The sequence below is a fragment of the Glutamicibacter creatinolyticus genome, from assembly GCF_006094275.1.
Classification (GTDB): Bacteria; Actinomycetota; Actinomycetes; order Actinomycetales; family Micrococcaceae; genus Glutamicibacter; species Glutamicibacter creatinolyticus.
In genome coordinates this window covers 1-20444 of the sequence record NZ_CP034412.1, presented here as the reverse complement: position 1 = coordinate 20444, position 20444 = coordinate 1, and the positions used below count along the sequence as shown (strand labels likewise).

Sequence of the window (20444 nt, the reverse complement as noted above, 5' to 3'; positions counted from 1 at the left end):
GGAGGCTACGCGGAGAAGAGCGGGCTGAGTCCGGCGGCTTTGGCAGCGGCTCCCTCGAGCCCCACAAACTGCAGCCAGTTGCCCAGCATCAGGTAGCCATCCTGGGTCAGCACCGATTCCGGGTGGTACTGCAGCCCCCATAGCGGCGCGGTGCGGTGCGCCAGACCCATCACTACCCCGTCCTCGGTTTCGCAGATGATTTCCAGTTCCTGCGGGATCGTGGAGCGCACCGCGGCCAGTGAGTGGTAGCGGGTTGCCGTGAACGGGTTGGCCACCTGCGCGAAGACCGGATGCTCAGCATGGCGCACCAGCGAGGTCTTGCCGTGCATCAGCTGTTCGGCGTGGGTCACCGTGCCACCGTAGGCCTCGGCGAGGGCCTGATGCCCCAGGCAGACCCCAAGCATCGGCTTGTTGTGCTCGCCGCACCATTTGATCAGGTCAATGCTGACCCCGGCCCCGGCCGGATCCCCCGGCCCAGGCGAGATGAGCACCCCGTCATGCTCCTGGGCCAGCGCAATGGCCCCGGAAAGGTCCCGGTCGTCGTTGCGGATGACCGTGGTCTGCGCCCCCAGCTCCTGCAGGTATCCGACGAGGGTGTAGACAAAGCTGTCGTAGTTGTCGATCACCAGGATCTTTGTCGCACTCACAGTATCCTCAAACCAATCGTCGACTCGGTAAAGGGGCTGAACTGGCTCAGCCACGGGAAAACATACACCATCAGTAATAGTACGACTGCGGCAATCAGAATCAGTGCCTGGATGACGCGAAACCACAGCGGTCCGGGCAAATTACGAAAAATCCATGAATACATTTCCTACCCCTAGCTCGTGGCGTCCTTGACCAAGTTCCGGATCTCCTCGGGAGGCCCCGCCTCCAGCGGTCGCCAGCTGGTCAGTTCTGAGTAGGCGATGATGCGTTCACGGGTGGTGAACGGCGGATGGCAGCTGGTCATGGTCAGGATCGAGGTGGTCGGTTCGGCTCCGTACTCGTGGGGCACCGGCAACAGCACTTCTCCGGCGCTGGGCGGGACGATCTCGGTTTTGCGCCAGGTGTAGGTGTAGTACCCCTGCCTGGTCTGCAGGTAGACCTTGTCGCCGTCCCCGAGCTTGTCGATGTCCCAGAAAACCTGTCCGTGCGTCTGGCGGTGGGCCGCGACCGCGAAGTTGCCCTGCTCCCCCGGCTTCTGGGTCGTGGGATAGTGGCCGATGCCCACGCTGTCGATCACATCGCTGCCCACTCCATTGGTGACCGGATGATGCGTTCCATTTCGGCCAAACTGCGGAAAATACATGATTCCGAAGGTCTCTGCATCGGCGATCTCCGTAACGGGGGCCGGTCCGTAGTCCTTTTCATCCACCGTCTCGGGGATGTTCACTTCGCCCAGGCTTTGCACCAGCTCACCGGTGGCCTGCTTCTGCGCGTGGGCCGAGTCAATATTCGTCCACCATAATTCCCACACAACGAAGAGCATCAACACAATTCCGAGGGTGATCAGCAGTTCCCCGAAAAACCCGAGCAGACGATTACCCACGCTGACGGGACGGCGGTCGGTTCGGCGTCCGGGCCGGGCAAGCGTTCGGTTCAAAGGGGCGGTCCTTAGCACGGGATACTTGGAGCAAAGTTGTTCGCATCATAGCCAGTTAGCCCCCGCGGGAAGCGGCGCAACGGCTAGTATGGAAGCTACGCGAAGTATGGATCGTCTTGTCGGTGATACTTCGTTCCTAAGACTACCGGGAACGCCGTGGCGAGTCCTGTTTAATACAATGAGCTGATGAAGCTAGGGAGCTATACATTGCCGGAATCGAAGCGTCGCACGAAGAAGCCCCAGGCCGCCGCGGAGCGCGCGGCGCGCAGCGCTGAGAGCCCGAATCCGGTTTGGTACAAGCCGGTAATGTTCGGGCTGATGCTCCTTGGCCTGGTCTGGGTCATGGTGTACTACATTTCGCAGACGCTCTTCCCCATCCCCAACATTGGTGGCTGGAACATCGTGATCGGTTTTGGCATTGCCATGATCGGCTTCTTCATGACCACAAATTGGAAATAGTTTCCGCAACACCGCTGTGGTCCGCAGCGTAGACAGCCTAAAGCCCGGCGGCCTGTGCCGCGGACATCAGAATCCGACCGAAACTGTCCAGTGCCCGCGAACCCATGGACCACCGTTGCCAGTACAGCGGCACCTCAATGCTCCATGCATCGTCAAGACGGTGCAGCTCAGGCAGCTGCCGCAGCTGCAGTTCCGGCAGCATCCCCCAGCCCATACCTGCCTCAATTGCCGTAGCGTAACGCCACGAGTCCGGGACATAGTGCGTCGCCACTCCGTCCCACGTTGACTGTCCGGTCACTCGCCCACGCAGCTGGGCTTGCAGCGGATCGTCGCGGTCAAAGATCACCACCGGGGCCACCGCCAGCCAGTCACGTGGCGCCATTCCGCCTCGGCGGGCAATGAATTCCGTTGATGCCACCGCCCAGTAGCGCATGGTTCCCAACTTTTGCACCGCGCATCCTTGCACCGCATCGGCGCCGGTCGTCACCACCCCACTGACCTCGCCCTTCCTCAGCAGTTCCGCGTTACGGTGCTCATCTCCCCTGCGCAAATCACAAATGAGGTCCTCGCGGCGACCCAGTTCCCGCAGAACGTCGATGAACCAAGTTGCCAGGGAATCGGCATTGACGCCAATGGTGATCCGTTGGGGCGTTTCCGCATGCTCCCCTTCCCCCAGATGCGTGTTCAGCTCTCTGCCCAGGGAGACGATCTGGCGCGCGTAGCGCAGCACCGTGACACCGGGCTCGGTGGGCCGCACCGGCTTACTACGCAACACGAGAATGGTCCCGGCCCGTTTCTCCAGTGCCTTCATGCGCTGACTCACCGCTGAAGCGCTGATCCCCAGGTCAATGGCGGCGCCATCGAAGCTGCCAGCCTCGATGACCGCCAGGAGAGTCTCCAGCTGCTCAAAATCGAAGTTCACATTAGCAACTCTAAAGTGTCCTAAGACTTTTAAGTTCGACAACAGTTCTGGGGTTTTTCTACTGTTGCTACATGCTTGCTACACCTGCCCTGTTGGGCTTCGGCACCGGACTGTCGCTCATCGTCGCGATCGGCGCCCAAAATGCCTTCATCCTGCGCCAGGGAATCACTCGTCAGCACGTTTGGGTGGCGATCATCATCTGCATGCTCTCGGACATTGTCCTGATCTCTGCGGGTATTGCCGGCCTGGGTGCCCTGATAGAGCGCGCGGAATGGATCATGAGTGCGGCACGCATAGGTGGAGCACTTTTTCTGGCACTCTATGCCCTCTTCGCGCTACGCCGCGCGCTCTCTCCCACGAGCATGGCTACCAAGAACTCCCCCAGCGAATCCTCGGCATGGAGAGTGGCGTTGACCACCCTCGCCCTCACCTGGCTCAACCCTCACGTCTACGTTGATACCGTTCTGCTCTTGGGTTCTATCGGCAACTCATTTGCCGGTGCCCGTTGGCAGTTTGGTGCTGGTGCCATCGTCGCCAGCTTGGTCTGGTTCATGGCCCTCGGTGTTGGCTCGCGTTATTTGGCGCGCATCTTCGCCAAGCCACGCGCTTGGCAATTGCTCGACGGGTTCATCTGCCTGTTCATGCTCTACTTTGCGATCCGCCTGATCCTCCCCCTGTTCTAGGCGGAAAATCCCGCCCCGAGCCGCCGGCGACATCCTCCTTGCCTAATAGGCGGGCGATTTGATTGCGCAGTTATCAACAGCTCCCCACATCTATCCACAGCACCTGTGGGAATCTTTCGCGACAACTTGTTCACAAAGTTATCCACAGCTGGGGAGAAGTCCGTCGGCGCCTCCCCCAAAAGAACCGAAAACCCGGGGATCCCGGGAAGTGGAGGGAGGGGAATTACACGCCTGTAAGTTATTAACAGTGTGGATTACCGCTGTGGATACGAGCACTTTGAGTCACCAGAAGTCCATATAAGTACATGTCAGCCTTGAGTCGTTTAAAAATTCGAATCAGGCGATCCGAATGCTTCCATGCTCGGAAAACGTGAATCTACAGGCCCTGTTTAAAAGTTATCCACAGGTGTGGAGATTCCTGTGTAAAATAGTTGAACGTCTGCCCTCCAGCCCCGGCAACAAGGGAATCCACGGCATCTAACAACCCGGTTCGGCTCGGGAATTACATGTGTGTAAGTTATTAACAGTGTGGATAAGCAGTGTGGATAAGGCACTGGAGTAGTGTTCGAACTAGGCCAGTGGAAAACGAACGGTCACCGCTGCCAGATAGAGCATGCCCGTTACCACCACGCTGAGAATACCGAGCAGAACAAATTGCAAGGTCGTCCGCTGGGATCCCTTGGGGATAAGTACGATGGACGCTGCGGCAGCTAGGCCAAGCACTGCTCCGCCTAGGTGGCCTTGCCAGGAGATTCCGGGCACCACGAAGCCCATAACGACATTTAGCAGTAGGACAATTCCCATTTGGCGCAACGCGGTCCGGTTGGTACGGAAAACCACAAACAAGGCCAGGAACAAACCCGAGAGCGCTCCCGATGCACCCAAAGTCGCAGTGTACGGGTCACTGAGAAGCAAGACGCCCAGAGAACCACCCAAGGCCGAGAGGAAATAGAGCCAGCCAAAGCGCATGCGTCCAAGACGCGGTTCCAGCAGCACCCCGCAGATATACACGCCGTACATATTCATGGCGATATGCAGCAAAGACCCCTGCGAGTGGGCGAAAGCGCTGGTCAGTACACGCCAGGGCTCCCAGTAAGCCAGTGCGCCGACGAGCACTATTTGCTGCGTGAAATTGGGGATGACCCATTGCAGGACATATATCAGCAAATTTACGCCGATCAGGGTGTAGGTCACCACCGGTTTTGCACTCGAGCGGGCGGTCCCACCAAACTCGGTCTTCGCACTGGGTATGGCCCTGTTGGCGTTGCGGACACACTCAATGCATTGCACCCCTACCGGGGCAGAGACCTGGCACCGTGGGCATACTGGTCGCCCACATCGATGGCAGGACACGTAGGAGATCTGGTCTGGATGCCGGTAGCACGTCGGTACCTGCGTTGATTCCGGTGAGACTTGCCCGTAGGACATGGGGGTGTTCCTCAGATATTTAGTGTTGGGGAAGCGGCGGGGACGTTAAAGGTATGGGCTCCGACCGCCACTTCAATGGCGACCGGAGCCCGCGGCGTCGATGACGCGAAGATCCTAGAGGGTCTCGATATCGATCGAATCGATGACGACGTCCTCAAGCGGCTTGTCACGCCCGTCGGTGGCCACTGCGTTCAGCGAGTCAACGATCTTGCGCGAGTCCTCGTCAACAACCTCACCGAAGATGGTGTGCTTGCCCTGCAGCCAGGTGGTGGGAACGGTGGTGATGAAGAACTGGGATCCGTTGGTTCCACGACCCATGCGAATGCCGGCGTTCGCCATGGCCAGCTTGTAGGGCGCGTTGAAGTCCAGCTCAGGGTTGATCTCGTCATCAAACTGGTAGCCGGGGCCGCCAAAGCCCTGGCCCAGCGGATCGCCGCCCTGAATCATGAAGTCGGAAATGATGCGGTGGAAGATCGTGCCGTTGTACAGCGGGGTATCGGTCTTCTTATCGCCAGTTTCGGGATGCACCCATTCCTGCTCACCGGTGGACAGTCCCACGAAGTTCTTCACGGTCTTCGGGGCGTGGTTGCCAAAGAGGTTGACGACGATGTCGCCCTTATTGGTGTGGATTGTGGCTTTATGCGTTGCAATTGCGGTCATGCTCCTTATTCTCCCACGTTGAGACCGGCGACCGCCAAAGACACCTGTACGCGTTGAGTGAAAAACGCCGTAAAGGCGTGGTCTGGCGATTCCCGCATGGTGCGACAGGGAGAAAGTGCATAGGCTGGATGAGTCGAAGGTCTTCCATTGGGCCAGCGCGTGGCCTAGCTAAAGGAGTTCACATGGAAAAGAAGAAGTTCGGGTTCGGCAAGTTCATGATGATCGGTGTGCTCGCCGCGGCCGTTGCCGCGTTAGTAGCGGTGTGGAAGGCGTCAAAGCCGATTGAAGACCCCTGGCAAATGCCGGCCCCTTCGACTGAGCCGCAGTCTCCAGTGGCAAAGTCCACGGAAGCCGAGACCGAAGACATTCGCAAGCTGGCGTCCGAATAGCAAAAAAGACCAAGCCAAGCACGTGTATTCCTTTAAGGGAATGCACGTGCTTGACTAGTTTTACGGTGATTCGAGGGGCACAGTGGGTGGCTCGGGCTTGGCTTGTCCGCGGACCACGAGAACTAGGCCGCCGAGGATCACGATCAGGCCCAGAATGGTTCCGGCGGGCACGAGCTGGCCGATCATCAGCGCCGCGATGAATGCCGCACCGGGGATCTCGAGCAAAATGAGAGTCGAGACCGTCAGTGGACCGAGGATGCTCAGCAAATGGTTTAGGGCCGTATGACCCAGAAGCTGCGAACACACGGTGAGCGCGACGATGCCAAACCATCCCCAGGCGTCAAAACCCCAGATCCGCTCCCCGGCCAGGAGGCAAATCGCCAGCAGTACCAGGGAGGTCACGGCATAGCAGACCGATGCATAGGCACCGGTTGACATTGTCCGCCGCGCCAACGACCCCGCTAGGGTATATGCTCCTGCAAGCATTCCTCCGAGGATAGCCAGAAGGTCACCGAGAATGGCCTCACGCCCCTGCCCGAGATCAAAACCGGTGATGATCACGACGCCGGTGATGGACAGCGCAATTCCCAGGAACACCATGCGGGTGCAGCTAACTCCCCGCAACCGTTGGAACACCACAATCCAGACACCCTGGATGCAGACCAAGGCCGTTGCGGCAGCCACCGAGGTCATGCGCACTGCGTACATGAAGCAGACGAAGTGCAAAGCCAAGCAGACTCCGGCGATGGAGCAAAAGGCCCATTCGCGTCGACCCATGCGGCGAAACGAGGTCGGATCCCGGTGCAGTGTCGGCGCCACCAGCACCGCGGTGGCGCCGAAGTTCCGCCACAAGGCCATCGCCAAGACGGGAACACCGGGAAACGCCGCAATCAGTGGGCCGGAGGCGGAGACTCCCAGGACGCCTACGATCACAAGAAGGATGGTCACCAATCAAGGCTACATTTCCGTCCCGCTGTTGACCGCCTCGCGAGTCCTATGTTGCCGCAAGGTGCTGTAGCCGCCTGTGGCCGGCTAGTTCTTGGAGGCGCCTGCTGCCTCGGCGTTCTGGCGCCGACGTCGCCAGAACGCGGCCACGAGGGCTCCTGAGAGGTTGTGCCAGACGGAGAACACCGCGCCTGGAAGAGCGGCTTCAGGGGAGAAGTACTGGGTTGCCAATCCGGCGGCCAATCCCGAGTTCTGCATTCCCACTTCGATGGATACGGTGCGCTTGGACCCCTCGGGCAACCGTAGTGCGGCTCCGACTCCATAACCCAGCAGCAGTCCTGCCGCGTTGTGCAGGACCACCGCAACCAGCACCAACAGTCCGGCCTGCAAAATGGTCTGGGCGCTGCCGGCAACGATGATGGTGACCACGAACGCGATCGCCAGTACGGAAACCCAGGGCAGGGCCTTGAGGACGGCTTCCACCGCCCGGTTGAACAGCAACCGGATGACCAGGCCCAGCAGGACCGGAATCAGCACAATTTGAACTACGGTGCCGGCCATCGACCCGGCAGCCACCGGCAGGTACTGCCCGGCCAGCCAAAGCGTGAGCAGGGGAGTGAGCAGTGGTGCCAGCAGGGTGGAGATACTGGTCATGGCCACGGACAGTGCCACATTGCCGCGTGCCAGGTAGGTCACGACATTGGAGGCGGTGCCGCCGGGGGCACAGCCGACCAGGATGACGCCGGCGGCCAGCGCGGGATCCAGGCCCAGCAGCGCGGCGATGGCCCAACCCACCAGCGGCATGATGACAAACTGGGCGCAGACCCCGCCCAGCACCGGAAGCGGATGACGCAGCACCATCCCGAAGTCCGGCAGGGTCAGGGTCAGTCCCATGCCGAACATGATCACCATCAGCAGCGGATTGATCAACGGGGACAGCGGCTGGAAGGCTGCGGGCATCAGCATGCCGGTCAGCCCGCCAAGCAGGATCAAGGCCGGAAAGAGCAGTACCGCGGTGCGTGCACTGCGGGTTTCGTTTTCCTGCGCGGCATCAGCGGTATATTGGTCGTGCGTGGGCATGTGCAATATCATGGCACGGCGGTGCACGAACGCGAAGTTCATCCCGGGGAGCCGAGCGGTTCATGAAGCGGCCATATGCGCCTTCCACGATGGGTGGCGTGAAGGTTAGCATCGTCGCCGAATCGTTCCTGCCCCACACCAACGGAGTCACCAATTCGGTGCTGCGCACCCTGGAGCATCTGCGGGCCACCGGCCACGAGGCCGAGGTGATCGCCCCTGCCGCCTCCCATGCGCTGCAGCGTCGCGGGAGGGGAGTTCCGGGGCAGTACTGCGGCTTTCCGGTACGCACCCTGCCCTCCATGTCCCTAGCCAGCTATCCCGGCGTCCGGTTGGCCGCTGGCCCGGTCGGGGTGTTGCGCCGCATGTTCCACGCCTCGGCCCCGGATGTCGTCCACCTGGCCAGTCCCTTCGTGCTGGGCTGGCGGGCACTGCGGGCCGCGGGGGAGCTGGGCCTGCCCACCGTGGCGGTCTACCAGACCGAGGTGCCGGCCTATGCCCGTCCGTACCGCGTGCCCTGGCTCGAGGCCCGGCTGTGGGAACATGTGCGGGCCATTCACCTGGCGGCGGACCTGACCCTGGCCCCCAGCACGTTCTCCCGTTCGCAGCTGCAGCAGCTGGGGGTGGGACGCGTCAAGCTGTGGCGCCGGGGCGTGGACACCGCCCTATTCACCCCGGTGCGAAGAAACGAGCAACTGCGGCAGCGCCTGGCGCCCGGCGGACAGCGGATCATCGGCTACGTGGGACGCCTGGCAGCGGAGAAGCAGGTCGGCGACCTGCGGGTACTGGCTGGCCTTCCCGGCACGCGGCTGGTGATCGTCGGTGACGGGCCGTTGCGTGAAAGCCTGCAGCAGCAGCTGCCCGGTGCCGTTTTCCCCGGCTTCCTGCGCGGCATCGAGCTGGCCGAGATGTTGGCCTCCCTGGATCTGTTCGTGCACCCGGGGCAGTCGGAGACCTTCTGCCAGACCATCCAGGAGGCCATGGCCAGTGCGGTCCCGGTGGTGGCGGTTGGACGCGGGGGACCGGTGGACCTGGTCTCTTCCTCGCACAACGGCTGGCTGTATCAGCCCGGGAACCTGATGCAGCTGCGTTCCCAGGTGGCCGATCTGATCTATGATGACGCCAAGCGCGCGGCGTTCTCCGCAGCGGCGCTGGAAAGCGTCCAGGAGCGCTCCTGGGGCCGCATCGGGGATCAGCTGCTCGGCCACTACGTTGCCGCCGCAGAGCACGCATGGACGGGCCGCTGAGCGTTTTCTCCTGGCAGGCGCCGGGAACCTGGCGTGGTTAAAGCAAAAATCCCATCCGGTGTGGGATGGGATTCTATGTGCTGGTGGAGGTAAGGGGACTCGAACCCCTAACCCTCTGCTTGCAAAGCAGATGCGCTACCAATTGCGCCATACCCCCGCAGGGATCAGGATACCTTGTCGGTGACCTGCTGCCAGGTCTCCTTGGTTTCCGAAGAACCCTTGGCCTTCTTGATCAGAACCGCTGCAGCGGCCGCGATCGAGCCGAGAATCAGGATCTTTTTCATTTTCCCTCTTTCCCAGTGGCAAGGTTTCCGTGGGCGTACCAAGACTTGAACTTGGGACCTCTTCGTTATCAGCGAAGCGCTCTAACCGCCTGAGCTATACGCCCTTGCCATTCCCTTCGGAACGAAATAAAACATTACCGGGGTTTTGGCCCGGACACAAATCGAGCCCTGGTGGCATCCATCACAGATCCCTCCAGGGCTCGAAAAGCGCGTTGCGGTGCGTGTTTAGTCGTCGGTCAGGGTGACTCCGACGCCGCCGACCAGCGAGGCAGCGATGTTGTACAGGACCGCGCCCAGCATCGAGAGCACCGAAATGACCACCACGTTGACCACCGAGAGAATGGTGGCGTAGGAGGCGACCTGGCCCAGCGAGAACGCGTCACGCAGGTCAAAGCCGCTGTCGGCCCCGATCGCGTCGCGCATCAGCTGGTTGAAGCTGTCGAACGTGCCGGTCAGATCCAGCACCGCCCAGAACGCCACCGCGGCCACCACGGTGACCACGCCGAAGGCGACCGAAAGCAGGAAGGCGAGCTTGAGCACCGAGAACGGCTCCACCTTCGACACCAGCAGCCGGGCCTTGCGCACCTTGGCCTTCGGAGCCGGACGCACCAGCTTCTCCTGGCTGCCGGCCGGTCGGGCATTGGCCGGGGCGGGACGACCGGCTGCCGGGCGGGCGGCGCCTGCGGGGCGGGCCTGGCCGGCGGCGGGCCGGGAACCGGTGGCCGGACGCGCGGTGCCGGTGCCCGGGCGGGCCGCCGGACGGGGCTGGTTGCCGCGCGGGGCGGTGCCCTGCGCCGGCCTTTTCACCTGAGTGGTCCGTGGTGTCGCATTGCCTGATTCACCATTACCGCTCGGGCGAGGCGTCGATGGTGTACTCATGCGTTACCTCCGTCAGTGCTTTCATCCGCGGTGCCCTCGGTGGGGGTGTGATCGTCCTCGGATGATTCAGTGGTCGTATTTTCTGGGTTCAACGGTACTGCACTTTCCTCCAAGTTCTCTTCGAGCTCTTCCTCGGAGTTCTTGGCCACCGCGATGATGTGGTCCTTCTTGCCGGGCTTGGCGAAGATCACGCCCATGGTGTCACGCCCCTTGGATGGGACCTGGGAAACGGCCGAACGCACCACCTTGCCCGACTGCATCACCACCAGCACCTCGTCGCTTTCCTCCACGATCAGTGCGCCGACCAGTTCGCCGCGCTCCTCGTTCAGCTTGGCCACCTTAATGCCCAAGCCACCACGGGATTGCACACGGTATTCGGAGACTTCGGTGCGCTTGGCGTAGCCCTCGTTGGTGACGGTGAAGACGTAGGAGTCATCACGCACCACATCGGCGGCCAGCAGCTCGTCCCCGTCGCGGAACTTCATGCCGGTCACCCCGGAGGTGGCCCGGCCCATTGGGCGCAGGGCGGTGTCCGTGGCGGTGAAGCGCACCGACTGTCCCTTGCGTGAGACCAGCATCACGTCATCTTCGGGGGTCAGCAGCTGGGCGGAGACCAGCTCATCGCCCTCCCGCAGCTTGATCGCGATGACCCCGGCGGTGCGGTTGGTGTCGTAGTCCTCCAGGCGGGTCTTCTTCACCAGCCCGTCGCGGGTGGCCAGCATCAGGTATTCGGCGTCCTGGTAGGTGCGCAGATCCAACACCTGGGCGATGTGCTCATCAGGCTGGAAGGCCATCACGTTGGCCACGTGCTGGCCCTTGGCGTCCCGGCTGGCCTCGGCCAGCTCGTAGCACTTGGTGCGGTAGACGCGGCCGTGGTTGGTGAAGAACAGCAGCCAGTTGTGGGTGGAGGTGACGAAGAAGTGCTCCACCACGTCGTCCCCGCGCAGGCTGGCCCCGCGGATGCCCTTGCCGCCGCGGGCCTGGGAGCGGTAGTTGTCGATCCGGGTGCGCTTGACGTAGCCGCCGCGGGTGATGGTCACGACCATCTCCTCCTCGGGGATCAGGTCCTCGACGCTCATGTCCCCGTCGTAGCCCATCAGGATCCGGGTGCGGCGCTCATCCCCATGCTTGTCCACGATCTCGGCCAGTTCCTCCGAGACGATCTCCCGCTGGCGGGCCGGGTCGGCGATGATCGCCTTGAACTCGGTGATCATGGTTTCCAACTCCGCATGGCGGTCCTGGATCTTCTGGCGCTCGAGGGCCGCCAGGCGGCGCAGCTGCATGTCCAGGATGGCGCGGGCCTGCTCCTCGTCGATGTCCAGCAGCTCCATCAGCCCGTCGCGGGCGGCCTCGGTGGTGGAGGAGCGGCGGATCAGCGCGATGACCTCATCCAGCGCGTCCAGGGCCTTGAGCAGCCCGCGCAGGATGTGGGCTTCCTCCTCGGCCTTGGCCAGCCGGTACTGCGTGCGGCGCACGATCACTTCGATCTGGTGGGTGACCCAGTGGCGGATGAATCCGTCCAGCGGCAGGGTGCGCGGCACCCCGTCGACGATGGCGAGCATGTTCGCGGAGAAGTTGGACTGCAGCTCGGTGTGCTTGTAGAGGTTGTTCAGCACCACCTTGGCCACCGCGTCGCGGCGCAGGATGATCACCAGACGCTGGCCGGTGCGGCCGCTGGTCTCGTCGCGCATGTCCGCGATGCCCGAGATCTTCCCGTCGCGCACCAGGTCGGCGATCTTCATCGCCAGGTTGTCCGGGTTGGCCATGTACGGCAGTTCGGTGACCACCAGGCAGGTGCGGCCCTGGATTTCCTCCACGTTGACCACCGCGCGCATGGTGATCGAGCCGCGGCCGGTGCGGTAGGCGTCGGCGATGCCCTTGGTGCCCAGGATCATCGATCCGGACGGGAAGTCCGGGCCCTTGATGCGCTGCATCAGCGCGGCCAGCAGCTCCTCGCGGGAGGCCTCCGGGTTCTGCAGGTACCACTGCACACCCTCGGCGACCTCGCGCAGGTTGTGCGGCGGAATGTTGGTGGCCATGCCCACCGCGATGCCTGAGGAACCGTTGACCAGAAGGTTCGGGAAGCGGGCCGGCAGGACCACCGGCTCCTGGTTCTTCCCGTCGTAGTTGTCCTGGAAGTCAACGGTGTTCTCGTTGATGTCCCGGACCATTTCCATGGCCAGCGGGGCCATCTTGGTTTCGGTGTAACGCTGGGCGGCGGCCCCGTCGTTGCCCGGGGAGCCGAAGTTGCCCTGTCCCAGGGCCAGCGGGTAGCGCATCACCCAATCCTGGATCAGGCGCACCAGCGCATCGTAGATCGCGCTGTCGCCGTGCGGGTGGTACTGGCCCATGACCTCGCCGACCACGCGGGCGCACTTGTTGTAGGCGCGTTCGGGACGGTAGCCGCCGTCGTACATCGCGTACAGCACGCGCCGGTGCACGGGCTTGAGCCCATCGCGCACGTCGGGCAGCGCACGCCCGACGATCACGGCCATCGCGTAGTCCAGGTAGGACCGCTGCATTTCGGTCTGCAAGTCAACCTGGTCGATGCGGTCCAGCACGTCGCCGCCGTCGGCCACGATCTCCCCGTCGACCGGTTCGCTGCCAGGAGTCTGCTCGTCGCTCATTTCATCCCTTTGGGTAAGTCAAGCTTTTAGGTAGTCACGCCGTCATGCGGCGAAGTGTCTGCGCGGAGCGCACCTGGGACTAGATGTCCAGGAAGCGCACGTCCTTGGCGTTCTGCTGAATGAAGCTGCGCCGGGATTCGACGTCCTCGCCCATCAGCACGGAGAACACCTCGTCGGCGGCGGCCGCGTCGTCCATCGCCACCTGGCGCAGGGTGCGGTGTTCGGGGTCCATGGTGGTGTCCCACAGCTCCGAGTAGTCCATCTCGCCCAGGCCCTTGTAGCGCTGGATGCCGTTGTCCTTGGGCAGGCGCCTGTTCGCGGCCTGCCCGGCCAGCAGCGCGTCGTCGCGTTCCTTGTCGGTGTAGACGAACTCGTGCGGCGCGTTGGACCACTTGATCCGGTACAGCGGCGGGGAGGCCAGGTAGACGTAGCCCTGTTCGATCAGCGGGCGCATGAAGCGGAAGATCAGGGTCAGCAGCAGCGTGGTGATGTGCTGGCCGTCCACGTCCGCGTCGGCCATCAGCACGATCTTGTGGTAGCGCAGCTTGGCCATGTCGAATTCCTCGCCAATGCCGGTGCCGAAGGCGGTGATCATCGCCTGCACCTCGGCGTTGCCCAGTGCGCGGTCCAGGCGGGCGCGCTCCACGTTCAGGATCTTGCCGCGCAGCGGCAGGATCGCCTGGGTGTGCGGGTCCCGCCCGCGCTTGGCCGAACCGCCGGCCGAGTCACCCTCGACGATGAAGATCTCGCATTCCTCGGGGTTCTTCGAGGAGCAGTCCGAGAGCTTGCCCGGCATGCCGAAGGACTCCATGGGGGACTTGCGCCGGGCGTTGTCACGCGCCTTGCGGGCGGCGACGCGGGCCTGGGAGGCCAGCTGGGCCTTGCGGATGATGTCCTTGGCCGAGCCCGGGTTGCGCCCGAACCAGTCGCCGAGCTGGTCGTTGACCACGCCCTGCACGAAGCCGCGGGCAATCGAGTTGCCCAGCTTGGTCTTGGTCTGCCCCTCGAACTGCGGTTCGGCAAGCTTGACCGAGACCACCGCGGTCAGCCCCTCACGGGCGTCATCGCCGGTGAGGTTGTCGTCCTTTTCGCGCAGGATCTTGTTTTCCCGGGCGTAGCGGTTGATCAGGCTGGTCAGCGCGGCACGGAAGCCCTCTTCGTGGGTGCCGCCCTCATGGGTGTTGATGGTGTTCGCGTAGGTGTGCACCGATTCGGCGTACGCGGTGGTCCACTGCATGGCCACCTCGATGCTGATTCCGCGTTCGGTGTCCTCGGCCTCGAAGGCGATGACCTCATCATGCACCAGCTCGACCTTCTTGGCCTGGTTCAGGTGCTTGACGTAGTCCAGCAGGCCGTTTTCGTACAGGTAGTCCACCACGCGGGGCTTGGGGTCGGCGTCCTGCCCGGCCTCGTCGTCCTCCAGCGCGTCCTCGGTGTGCAGCACCCGTTCGTCGGTCAGCCGGATGCGCAGCCCCTTGTTCAGGAACGCCATCTGCTGGAAGCGGGCCCGCAGCGTCTCGAAGTCGAACTCGGTGGTGTCAAAGATGTCCGGATCCGGGTAGAAGGTCTGGATGGTGCCGGTTTCCTGGGTTTCCTCGCCCCGGGTCAGCTCCTGCTGGGTGACCCCGCCGTTGGCGAAGGAGATCCGCCAGGCATAGCCCTCACGGCGGACCTCGGTCTCCACGCGTCGGGACAGCGCGTTGACCACGGAAATGCCTACACCGTGCAGGCCGCCGGACACGGCGTAGCCGCCACCGCCGAACTTGCCGCCGGCGTGCAGGATCGTCATGACGACCTCAACGGTGGGTTTGCCCTCGGTGGGGTGCACGTCCACCGGGATTCCGCGGCCGTTGTCCTCCACGCGTACCCCGCCATCGGCCTGCAGGGTCACCTCGATGGTGTCGCAGTACCCGGCCAGGGCCTCGTCCACAGAGTTGTCCACGACTTCATAGACCAGGTGGTGCAGCCCGCGCGGTCCGGTGGAGCCGATGTACATGCCGGGGCGTTTGCGGACGGCCTCCAGGCCCTCGAGCACCGTGATGTCCTGGGCTCCATAGGTGTGTTCAACTTTGGAAGACATCGATTCCGTGGAGCTGGGGCTGTTCGCTGGCTCCTGCGGTGAAGCGTTTTCGGTAGACACGGGTGCTACGTACTCCTCGAATTTTGATGCGCTGGCCGATGCTTCCGGTTGATCCGGAAAGACGCGGCCATGTTCCTATGCCCTGACCGGAATGAATCGCAACACTCCCGCGCGGGCACACTTACACCAATTCTACCCGGTTTATGGAAAAATGCTGGGATCGGCGTCTCAAAACAGGCCGCTAAACGCACAAAATCCTGCATCTAAGAGGTTCGGGGACCGCAACTGAGGGGGGATGCATGCACCGGGGGCGTGAGAGCGCCACATGGCACGCCAGCAATTTCTACCCGTAGGTGTCCCGCGGACCACGGCCGGCGACCGAACGACTGCCATGGCGCCAGGAGGGGGCGTTGGGACCCAGCACCTTGATCACGGTGACAATTCCTGGCCCCAGCTCCGCGTCGAAGCGCTTGAGCAGTTGGTGGGTCAGCAGCCGCAGCTGGGTGGCCCACGAGGTGGAATCGCAGCGCACCACCACCACCGTATCCGCAAAGGACTCGGGCTTGCAGTGGGCAGCCACGTCGGGACCCACGATCTCTTCCCAGCGTCCGAGCACCGAGCCCACGGCCACCTGGGTTCCCCAGCCGCGGGTTTTGGATAAACGGGAAATCACTTCGCCAATGACCCTGGGGTCCCGGCCCCCGTCGGCGGCCTTGCGGGGAGCCTTGTCCCCGGACTTGCGTGCCGCCTGGCGCTGCTGCACGCGGGCCATGCGTGCGGCATCGATGCGGGTTTCCCCGCGTTCCTCGGCCAGACGGCGCATCCGGTTCAGCAGTGCCTTGGCCGGGTCAATCTCTTCCTCAGACGTCATCGACGTGTCCCGGACTAACCTGGAAGAAACTGCCCTTGAGCGTGGATGGTACATCCTCGGGCACCGCCGCCGTGACCAGCACCTGCTCCGCGCCGGCAACAATATGGGCCAGGCGATCGCGGCGGGTGGCATCCAATTCGGCGAAAACGTCGTCGAGGATCAGGATCGGCCCGGATCCCGGACGCGGGTCGTCATCGCCGAACACGCGGTAGGCGGCCAGGCGCAGCGCCAGTGCGAAGGACCAGGTTTCGCCGTGAGAGGCGTAGCCCTTGGCCGGGGTGCTGCCCAGATACAAGGCCACGTCGTCGCGGTGCGGGCCAAACAAGGTGATCCCCCGCTCCAGCTCACGGTCCCGGTTGGATTCAACCATGTGCAGCAGCTGTTCCTGCAGCTGCTGCTGGGTGAGGCCGGGCAACTGCGAATGATCCAGTTCCGCCTCCGGACCCTCTCCACTGATCGAACTGAGGTATTGGGTGCTCGCGCTCTTGGCGCCGTCGGCCAAGTCGGCGTAGGCCGCCGCCATGTAGGGCTCGAGCAGTTCCAGCACCCGAAGCCGTCCGTGCATCAACCTTGCGCCCATGGCGGCCAGTTGCAGGTCCCATGCCTGCAGGGTTGCTTCTTGCGATGAGTTGAGGGTGGTGCGTCCGCGCACCGACTTCAGCAGCGCATTGCGCTGCTTGACGATGCGTTCGTAGTCGTTCTTTGTGGCCACTTCCGCTGGGCGCAGGGAAAGCAACAAGTCATCTAGGAACTTGCGGCGGTTGGACGGGTCACCCTTGATCAAGGCCAAATCCTCGGGGGCGAACAGTACGGTGCGAACAATCCCCACGATTTCTCGCGCCCGCACCGGATTGGCGCGGTTGATCCGCGCCCTGTTGACCTTCCCGCTGGTGATTTCAACCTCCAGCGAGGTGACGCGCTCGGCTCGATGCAGGGCTCCGCGGATAATGGCCCGCTCGGCACCGAAACGGATCAGCGGCGCATCGTTGCTCACCCGGTGCGATGACAAGGTGGCGAGGTAGCCGACGGCCTCGACGATATTTGTTTTGCCGACCCCGTTGGGACCGATCAGTACGTTGATCCCCGGAGCCAACCGCACATCGGCTTGCGCGTAGGAGCGAAAGTCGGTGAGGGAGAGTTGCGAGATGTACACCAAGAGTCCTGAAATGAAAGCGGTGAGGGCTGCCTGCCCCCACCGCAAAGGTAGTTAGTTCGCGTTCGGAAGGCGCACAGGCATGACCAGATACCGGTACTGGTCCTGATCGTCATCCTCGGCCGAGGCCTGTCCGGTCATCATTGCCGGCTTAGGTGCACTGGTGAATGAGAAGCGCACGTAGTCAGTGTTGAAGGATCCCAGCCCTTCACCCAGGTAGGTGGGGTTGAAGGCGACGGTGATGTCTTCACCGGAGAGCTGGGTTTCGATTGCTTCTTCGGCCTGGGCGTCTTCCCCGGTTCCAGCATCCAATGTCAGCTGTCCGTCGGTGAATGCCATGCGTACTGGAGTATTTCGTTCGGCCACCACCGAGACGCGGCGAACCGCCTCAATGAGTTCGTTGGTGCGCACGGTCGCATGAATCGGGGTGTTTTCGGGGAAGAGCGATCGGATCTTGGGGTAATCGCCGTTGATCAGCAGCGAGGTGGTGCGCCGGTTGGCGCTTTCGAAACCGACCATTTCGCCGTTCTCGCCAATGGCAATCTTCAATTCTCCCGCTGAAGCCAAGGTCTTGGCGACTTCATTGAGCGTTTTGGCCTTGATGAGCAGTGAGGTTGAGATTTCCGGCTGGGCAGGCTTCCAGTGCAGCTCACGCATGGCCAATCGGTAACGGTCGGTGGCCAGGAACGTTATCAGGTCATTTTCAATTTCAACCTTGATCCCGGTCAGAACCGGAAGGGTGTCGTCCTTTGAGGCAGCAACAATCACCTGTGAAACTGCTTCGGCGAAAGCTTGACCGTCCACGGTTCCCGAGACTTCCGGGAGTTTGGGCAGTTCAGGGTATTCATCCACTGGCATCGTTGCCAGATGGAACCGTGAGCGACCGCAGGTCACCGTGATCTTTGACCCTTCGGTTTCAATCGTCACGGTGGACTGAGGCAAACTTCGGGTGATGTCCGCCAGGAGGCGTCCCGAAACGAGAATCGAGCCTTCTTCGGAAATGTCAGCGGGAATTTGGATATGCGAGGAGATCTCGTAGTCGAATCCTTCAAGCCGAACCATTCCTTGATTGGTGGTCAGCAAAATACCGGCTAGGACCGGAGACGGCGGACGCTGAGACAAAGACCGAGCGGTCCAGGACACGGCTTCAGCCAACACATCCTTTTCAACGCTGAACTTCACGAATCAATCCGCCTTTCGGAGCGCACTAGCTTGCCAGCAAGCCTTTGAGGTCAATCTCTACCGAGTTCTTAAGCATAGACAACGAACCACGGAGCAAGGTCAATCTTGCCATGTTTAGAGCTATTGCTCTCACCGAGAAAAGCTGATCGCTCCGGTAAGTGGCTCGATGTGATGTCACGAGGTTCCTGCGTTGTCCAGAATGTCTCCGACATCAGCGACAGCTGATCTTGGTGTTCGGTGAGAGGCATAGGTCAGGGGAACAAGGACTCGTTATTTGAAGGCCTAAGGGTTTAAAGGGGGAGTGTTAATAACCCTTGTGGATCCTGTGGATAACCGATTAAAGGGCAGATCGAACCCAGATTGTGCATGTGAACAGTCTGTGGTTTCAAGTGGAACTCAGTTCCACGAAGGTGTTGATACTCAGTTTCACGGTTTTTTAGATCCACAGCGACCCCCTGAGTTATCCGCAGAGACCTCTGGAGCTGTCACCAGTTCATCCACAAATCTATCCACAGCTGTGGTTTTCGGTCCTAATGTTCTCGCTGGCTCTGTTTGATGCGGTTAGTTAGCTCTGTGACCTGGTTGAAGATGGCACGACGTTCAGCCATAAGTTCGCGGATTTTGCGATCGGCGTGGATCACCGTCGTATGATCACGTCCGCCCAGCTCCGCACCGATCTTAGGAAGCGACATGTCGGTCAATTCCCGCAACAGGTACATGGCGATCTGTCGCGCGGTGACCAAAGTACGCGTTCGCGACTTGCTGTTCAGCTCGTCAATAGTCAAACCAAAATATTCGGCGGTCTGTTTGATGATGGTGGAGGGAGTGATCTCCTGCGCGCCGTCTTCGCTGATGAGATCCTTCAGCACGGTTTCCGCCAGCGTCAGGTCAACCTGCTGATTATTCAGGGAAGCGAACGCCGTCACCCGAATCAGGGCACCCTCCAGTTCGCGGATATTTGTAGAGATCCTGGAAGCGATGTACTCCATGACGTCACTGGGCGCGGACAGGTTCTCGGCATCTGCTTTCTTACGCAGGATGGCGATACGTGTTTCCAGCTCCGGAGGCTGAATATCCGTGAGTAGACCCCATTCGAAGCGGGAACGCATCCGGTCTTCGAAGCCCTGTAGCTGCTTCGGAGGCAGGTCGGAGGTAATCACTACCTGCTTGTTGTGGTTGTGCAACGCATTGAAGGTATGGAAGAACTCTTCCTGGGTGGCATCTTTATTCGCAAGGAACTGGATGTCGTCAATGAGCAGGATGTCCACGTTGCGATAGGTCTGCTTGAAGCTTGCGCCCTCGTCATCCCGAATTGAATTGATGAAGTCATTTGTGAATTCTTCGGAATTTACATAGCGAACCCGGATGCCCTTATACAGGTGGCGAGCATAGTGCCCAATGGCGTGCAGGAGGTGAGTCTTGCCCAGTCCCGAATCTCCATAAATGAATAAAGGATTGTAGGCCTTGGCCGGCGCTTCAGCGACCGCCACCGCTGCGGCGTGGGCGAAGCGGTTGGAGGAACCGATCACAAACGTGTCAAAAATGTACTTCGGATTCAGACGACCGAACTCTTGAGAATTCGATGGGGGAGTCGGCTGCGGCGCCGGCTTGGGACGTGGGCCGGTAGGCTCTGGCCCGGTGTCTTCTTCGATGGCTGCGGCAGCAGCGACATCCTCGGCCTTCTCTTCTTCCTCAGAATCTGCCAGCGTCAGATCAACACTGACTGCACAGCGAATCTCGTCTTGGAAGACAATGCGCAGTGCATCGTCAAGAGGTTCGCGCAGTTGCGTCTGGAGAATATCGCGTGTGAGATCGTTGGGCACTGCTACCAAGAGAGTGCTGCCGATCAGACCCTGGGCCTTGGCCAGCGATACAAACGGGCGGTAGCGCGCCTTGACCCGGTCGTCATCCTCGATCTGGCGGATCACCTGACGCCATGAGCTGCCAATGGTATTGGTCTCGTCGGTGCTCAC

The 20444-nt window shown here is 61.7% G+C and carries 19 protein-coding genes and 2 tRNA genes; 4 read left to right on the top strand and 17 right to left on the bottom strand.

Features of this window, described 5'->3' with window-relative positions; translation table 11 throughout:
- Nucleotides 1–5 precede the first annotated feature (5 nt).
- Complete coding sequence (locus GcLGCM259_RS00100; protein ID WP_138176417.1) at nt 6–647, bottom strand: anthranilate synthase component II; 642 nt, start codon at nt 645–647, stop codon at nt 6–8.
- A 173-nt stretch (nt 648–820) separates the two neighbouring features.
- Nucleotides 821–1585: a class E sortase gene (locus tag GcLGCM259_RS00095; protein ID WP_138925383.1), complete on the bottom strand. Its 765-nt coding sequence runs from the start codon at nt 1583–1585 to the stop codon at nt 821–823.
- A gap of 207 nt (nt 1586–1792) precedes the next feature.
- Here GcLGCM259_RS00095 and GcLGCM259_RS00090 point away from each other — a divergent pair, with 207 nt between their 5' ends.
- The gene (locus GcLGCM259_RS00090; protein ID WP_054820827.1) at nt 1793–2044 is read left to right on the top strand and encodes a cell division protein CrgA; all 252 of its coding nucleotides are present in this window, start codon (nt 1793–1795) and stop codon (nt 2042–2044) included.
- 37 nt (nt 2045–2081) lie between these two features.
- On the opposite strand, the gene GcLGCM259_RS00085 is transcribed toward GcLGCM259_RS00090, so the two are convergent.
- Complete coding sequence (locus GcLGCM259_RS00085) at nt 2082–2966, bottom strand: ArgP/LysG family DNA-binding transcriptional regulator (protein ID WP_138925382.1); 885 nt, start codon at nt 2964–2966, stop codon at nt 2082–2084.
- 71 nt (nt 2967–3037) lie between these two features.
- Between GcLGCM259_RS00085 and GcLGCM259_RS00080 the strand changes: the two genes are divergently transcribed.
- Nucleotides 3038–3649, top strand: a complete 612-nt coding sequence (locus tag GcLGCM259_RS00080) for a LysE/ArgO family amino acid transporter (RefSeq protein WP_138176423.1) — start codon at nt 3038–3040, stop codon at nt 3647–3649.
- A gap of 570 nt (nt 3650–4219) precedes the next feature.
- Here the strand turns inward: GcLGCM259_RS00080 and GcLGCM259_RS00075 are convergent.
- Both GcLGCM259_RS00075 and GcLGCM259_RS00070 read right to left on the bottom strand, forming a co-directional pair.
- Complete coding sequence (locus GcLGCM259_RS00075; protein WP_246049659.1) at nt 4220–4843, bottom strand: rhomboid family intramembrane serine protease; 624 nt, start codon at nt 4841–4843, stop codon at nt 4220–4222.
- Nucleotides 4844–5191: 348 nt separating this feature from the next.
- The gene (locus GcLGCM259_RS00070) at nt 5192–5737 is read right to left on the bottom strand and encodes a peptidylprolyl isomerase (protein WP_138176427.1); all 546 of its coding nucleotides are present in this window, start codon (nt 5735–5737) and stop codon (nt 5192–5194) included.
- A 182-nt stretch (nt 5738–5919) separates the two neighbouring features.
- Here GcLGCM259_RS00070 and GcLGCM259_RS00065 point away from each other — a divergent pair, with 182 nt between their 5' ends.
- Nucleotides 5920–6126: a hypothetical protein gene (locus tag GcLGCM259_RS00065; RefSeq protein ID WP_054820821.1), complete on the top strand. Its 207-nt coding sequence runs from the start codon at nt 5920–5922 to the stop codon at nt 6124–6126.
- Nucleotides 6127–6186: 60 nt separating this feature from the next.
- On the opposite strand, the gene GcLGCM259_RS00060 is transcribed toward GcLGCM259_RS00065, so the two are convergent.
- Nucleotides 6187–7074, bottom strand: coding sequence for a DMT family transporter (locus GcLGCM259_RS00060; protein WP_138925381.1), 888 nt, complete (start codon nt 7072–7074; stop codon nt 6187–6189).
- A gap of 84 nt (nt 7075–7158) precedes the next feature.
- The gene (locus GcLGCM259_RS00055) at nt 7159–8151 is read right to left on the bottom strand and encodes a bile acid:sodium symporter family protein (RefSeq protein WP_217496545.1); all 993 of its coding nucleotides are present in this window, start codon (nt 8149–8151) and stop codon (nt 7159–7161) included.
- A 98-nt stretch (nt 8152–8249) separates the two neighbouring features.
- Here GcLGCM259_RS00055 and GcLGCM259_RS00050 point away from each other — a divergent pair, with 98 nt between their 5' ends.
- Nucleotides 8250–9395, top strand: a complete 1146-nt coding sequence (locus tag GcLGCM259_RS00050) for a glycosyltransferase family 4 protein (RefSeq protein ID WP_138925380.1) — start codon at nt 8250–8252, stop codon at nt 9393–9395.
- Between the two features lie 81 nt (nt 9396–9476).
- Here the strand turns inward: GcLGCM259_RS00050 and GcLGCM259_RS00045 are convergent.
- From GcLGCM259_RS00045 to dnaA, 10 genes are all read right to left on the bottom strand, one after another.
- Nucleotides 9477–9552, bottom strand: a tRNA-Ala gene (locus GcLGCM259_RS00045).
- A 7-nt stretch (nt 9553–9559) separates the two neighbouring features.
- The gene (locus GcLGCM259_RS15330; RefSeq protein WP_212743898.1) at nt 9560–9679 is read right to left on the bottom strand and encodes a DLW-39 family protein; all 120 of its coding nucleotides are present in this window, start codon (nt 9677–9679) and stop codon (nt 9560–9562) included.
- 30 nt (nt 9680–9709) lie between these two features.
- A tRNA-Ile gene (locus GcLGCM259_RS00040) sits at nt 9710–9783 on the bottom strand.
- 121 nt (nt 9784–9904) lie between these two features.
- A complete protein-coding gene (locus GcLGCM259_RS00035; protein ID WP_138925379.1) occupies nt 9905–10558 on the bottom strand; it encodes a DUF3566 domain-containing protein in 654 nt (217 codons plus the stop codon).
- Nucleotides 10555–13185 (bottom strand): DNA gyrase subunit A, encoded by a 2631-nt coding sequence (gene gyrA / locus GcLGCM259_RS00030; RefSeq protein ID WP_138925378.1) that lies wholly within the window; start codon nt 13183–13185, stop codon nt 10555–10557. Before gyrA ends, GcLGCM259_RS00035 begins: the two co-directional genes overlap by 4 nt.
- Before the next feature lie 79 nt (nt 13186–13264).
- Nucleotides 13265–15265 carry a DNA topoisomerase (ATP-hydrolyzing) subunit B gene (gene gyrB, locus GcLGCM259_RS00025; protein WP_138176439.1) on the bottom strand — a complete coding sequence of 667 codons (2001 nt, stop codon included), beginning with the start codon at nt 15263–15265 and terminating at the stop codon, nt 13265–13267.
- A gap of 343 nt (nt 15266–15608) precedes the next feature.
- Nucleotides 15609–16136 (bottom strand): DciA family protein, encoded by a 528-nt coding sequence (locus GcLGCM259_RS00020; RefSeq protein WP_138176441.1) that lies wholly within the window; start codon nt 16134–16136, stop codon nt 15609–15611.
- Nucleotides 16126–17289 (bottom strand): DNA replication/repair protein RecF, encoded by a 1164-nt coding sequence (gene recF / locus GcLGCM259_RS00015; protein ID WP_138176443.1) that lies wholly within the window; start codon nt 17287–17289, stop codon nt 16126–16128. Before recF ends, GcLGCM259_RS00020 begins: the two co-directional genes overlap by 11 nt.
- A 54-nt stretch (nt 17290–17343) precedes the next feature.
- A complete protein-coding gene (gene dnaN, locus GcLGCM259_RS00010; protein WP_138176445.1) occupies nt 17344–18471 on the bottom strand; it encodes a DNA polymerase III subunit beta in 1128 nt (375 codons plus the stop codon).
- A 530-nt stretch (nt 18472–19001) separates the two neighbouring features.
- Nucleotides 19002–20444: a chromosomal replication initiator protein DnaA gene (dnaA, locus tag GcLGCM259_RS00005; RefSeq protein WP_054820493.1), complete on the bottom strand. Its 1443-nt coding sequence runs from the start codon at nt 20442–20444 to the stop codon at nt 19002–19004.

Coding starts and splice junctions, on each gene's coding strand:
- GcLGCM259_RS00080 (WP_138176423.1), top strand. CDS start 3,038: ATGCTTGCTACACCTGCCCTGTTGGGCTTCGGCACCGGACTGTCGCTC.
- GcLGCM259_RS00070 (WP_138176427.1), bottom strand. CDS start 5,737: ATGACCGCAATTGCAACGCATAAAGCCACAATCCACACCAATAAGGGC.
- GcLGCM259_RS00065 (WP_054820821.1), top strand. CDS start 5,920: ATGGAAAAGAAGAAGTTCGGGTTCGGCAAGTTCATGATGATCGGTGTG.
- GcLGCM259_RS00055 (WP_217496545.1), bottom strand. CDS start 8,151: ATGCCCACGCACGACCAATATACCGCTGATGCCGCGCAGGAAAACGAA.
- GcLGCM259_RS15330 (WP_212743898.1), bottom strand. CDS start 9,679: ATGAAAAAGATCCTGATTCTCGGCTCGATCGCGGCCGCTGCAGCGGTT.
- GcLGCM259_RS00035 (WP_138925379.1), bottom strand. CDS start 10,558: ATGAGTACACCATCGACGCCTCGCCCGAGCGGTAATGGTGAATCAGGC.
- gyrA (WP_138925378.1), bottom strand. CDS start 13,185: ATGAGCGACGAGCAGACTCCTGGCAGCGAACCGGTCGACGGGGAGATC.
- gyrB (WP_138176439.1), bottom strand. CDS start 15,265: ATGTCTTCCAAAGTTGAACACACCTATGGAGCCCAGGACATCACGGTG.
- GcLGCM259_RS00020 (WP_138176441.1), bottom strand. CDS start 16,136: ATGACGTCTGAGGAAGAGATTGACCCGGCCAAGGCACTGCTGAACCGG.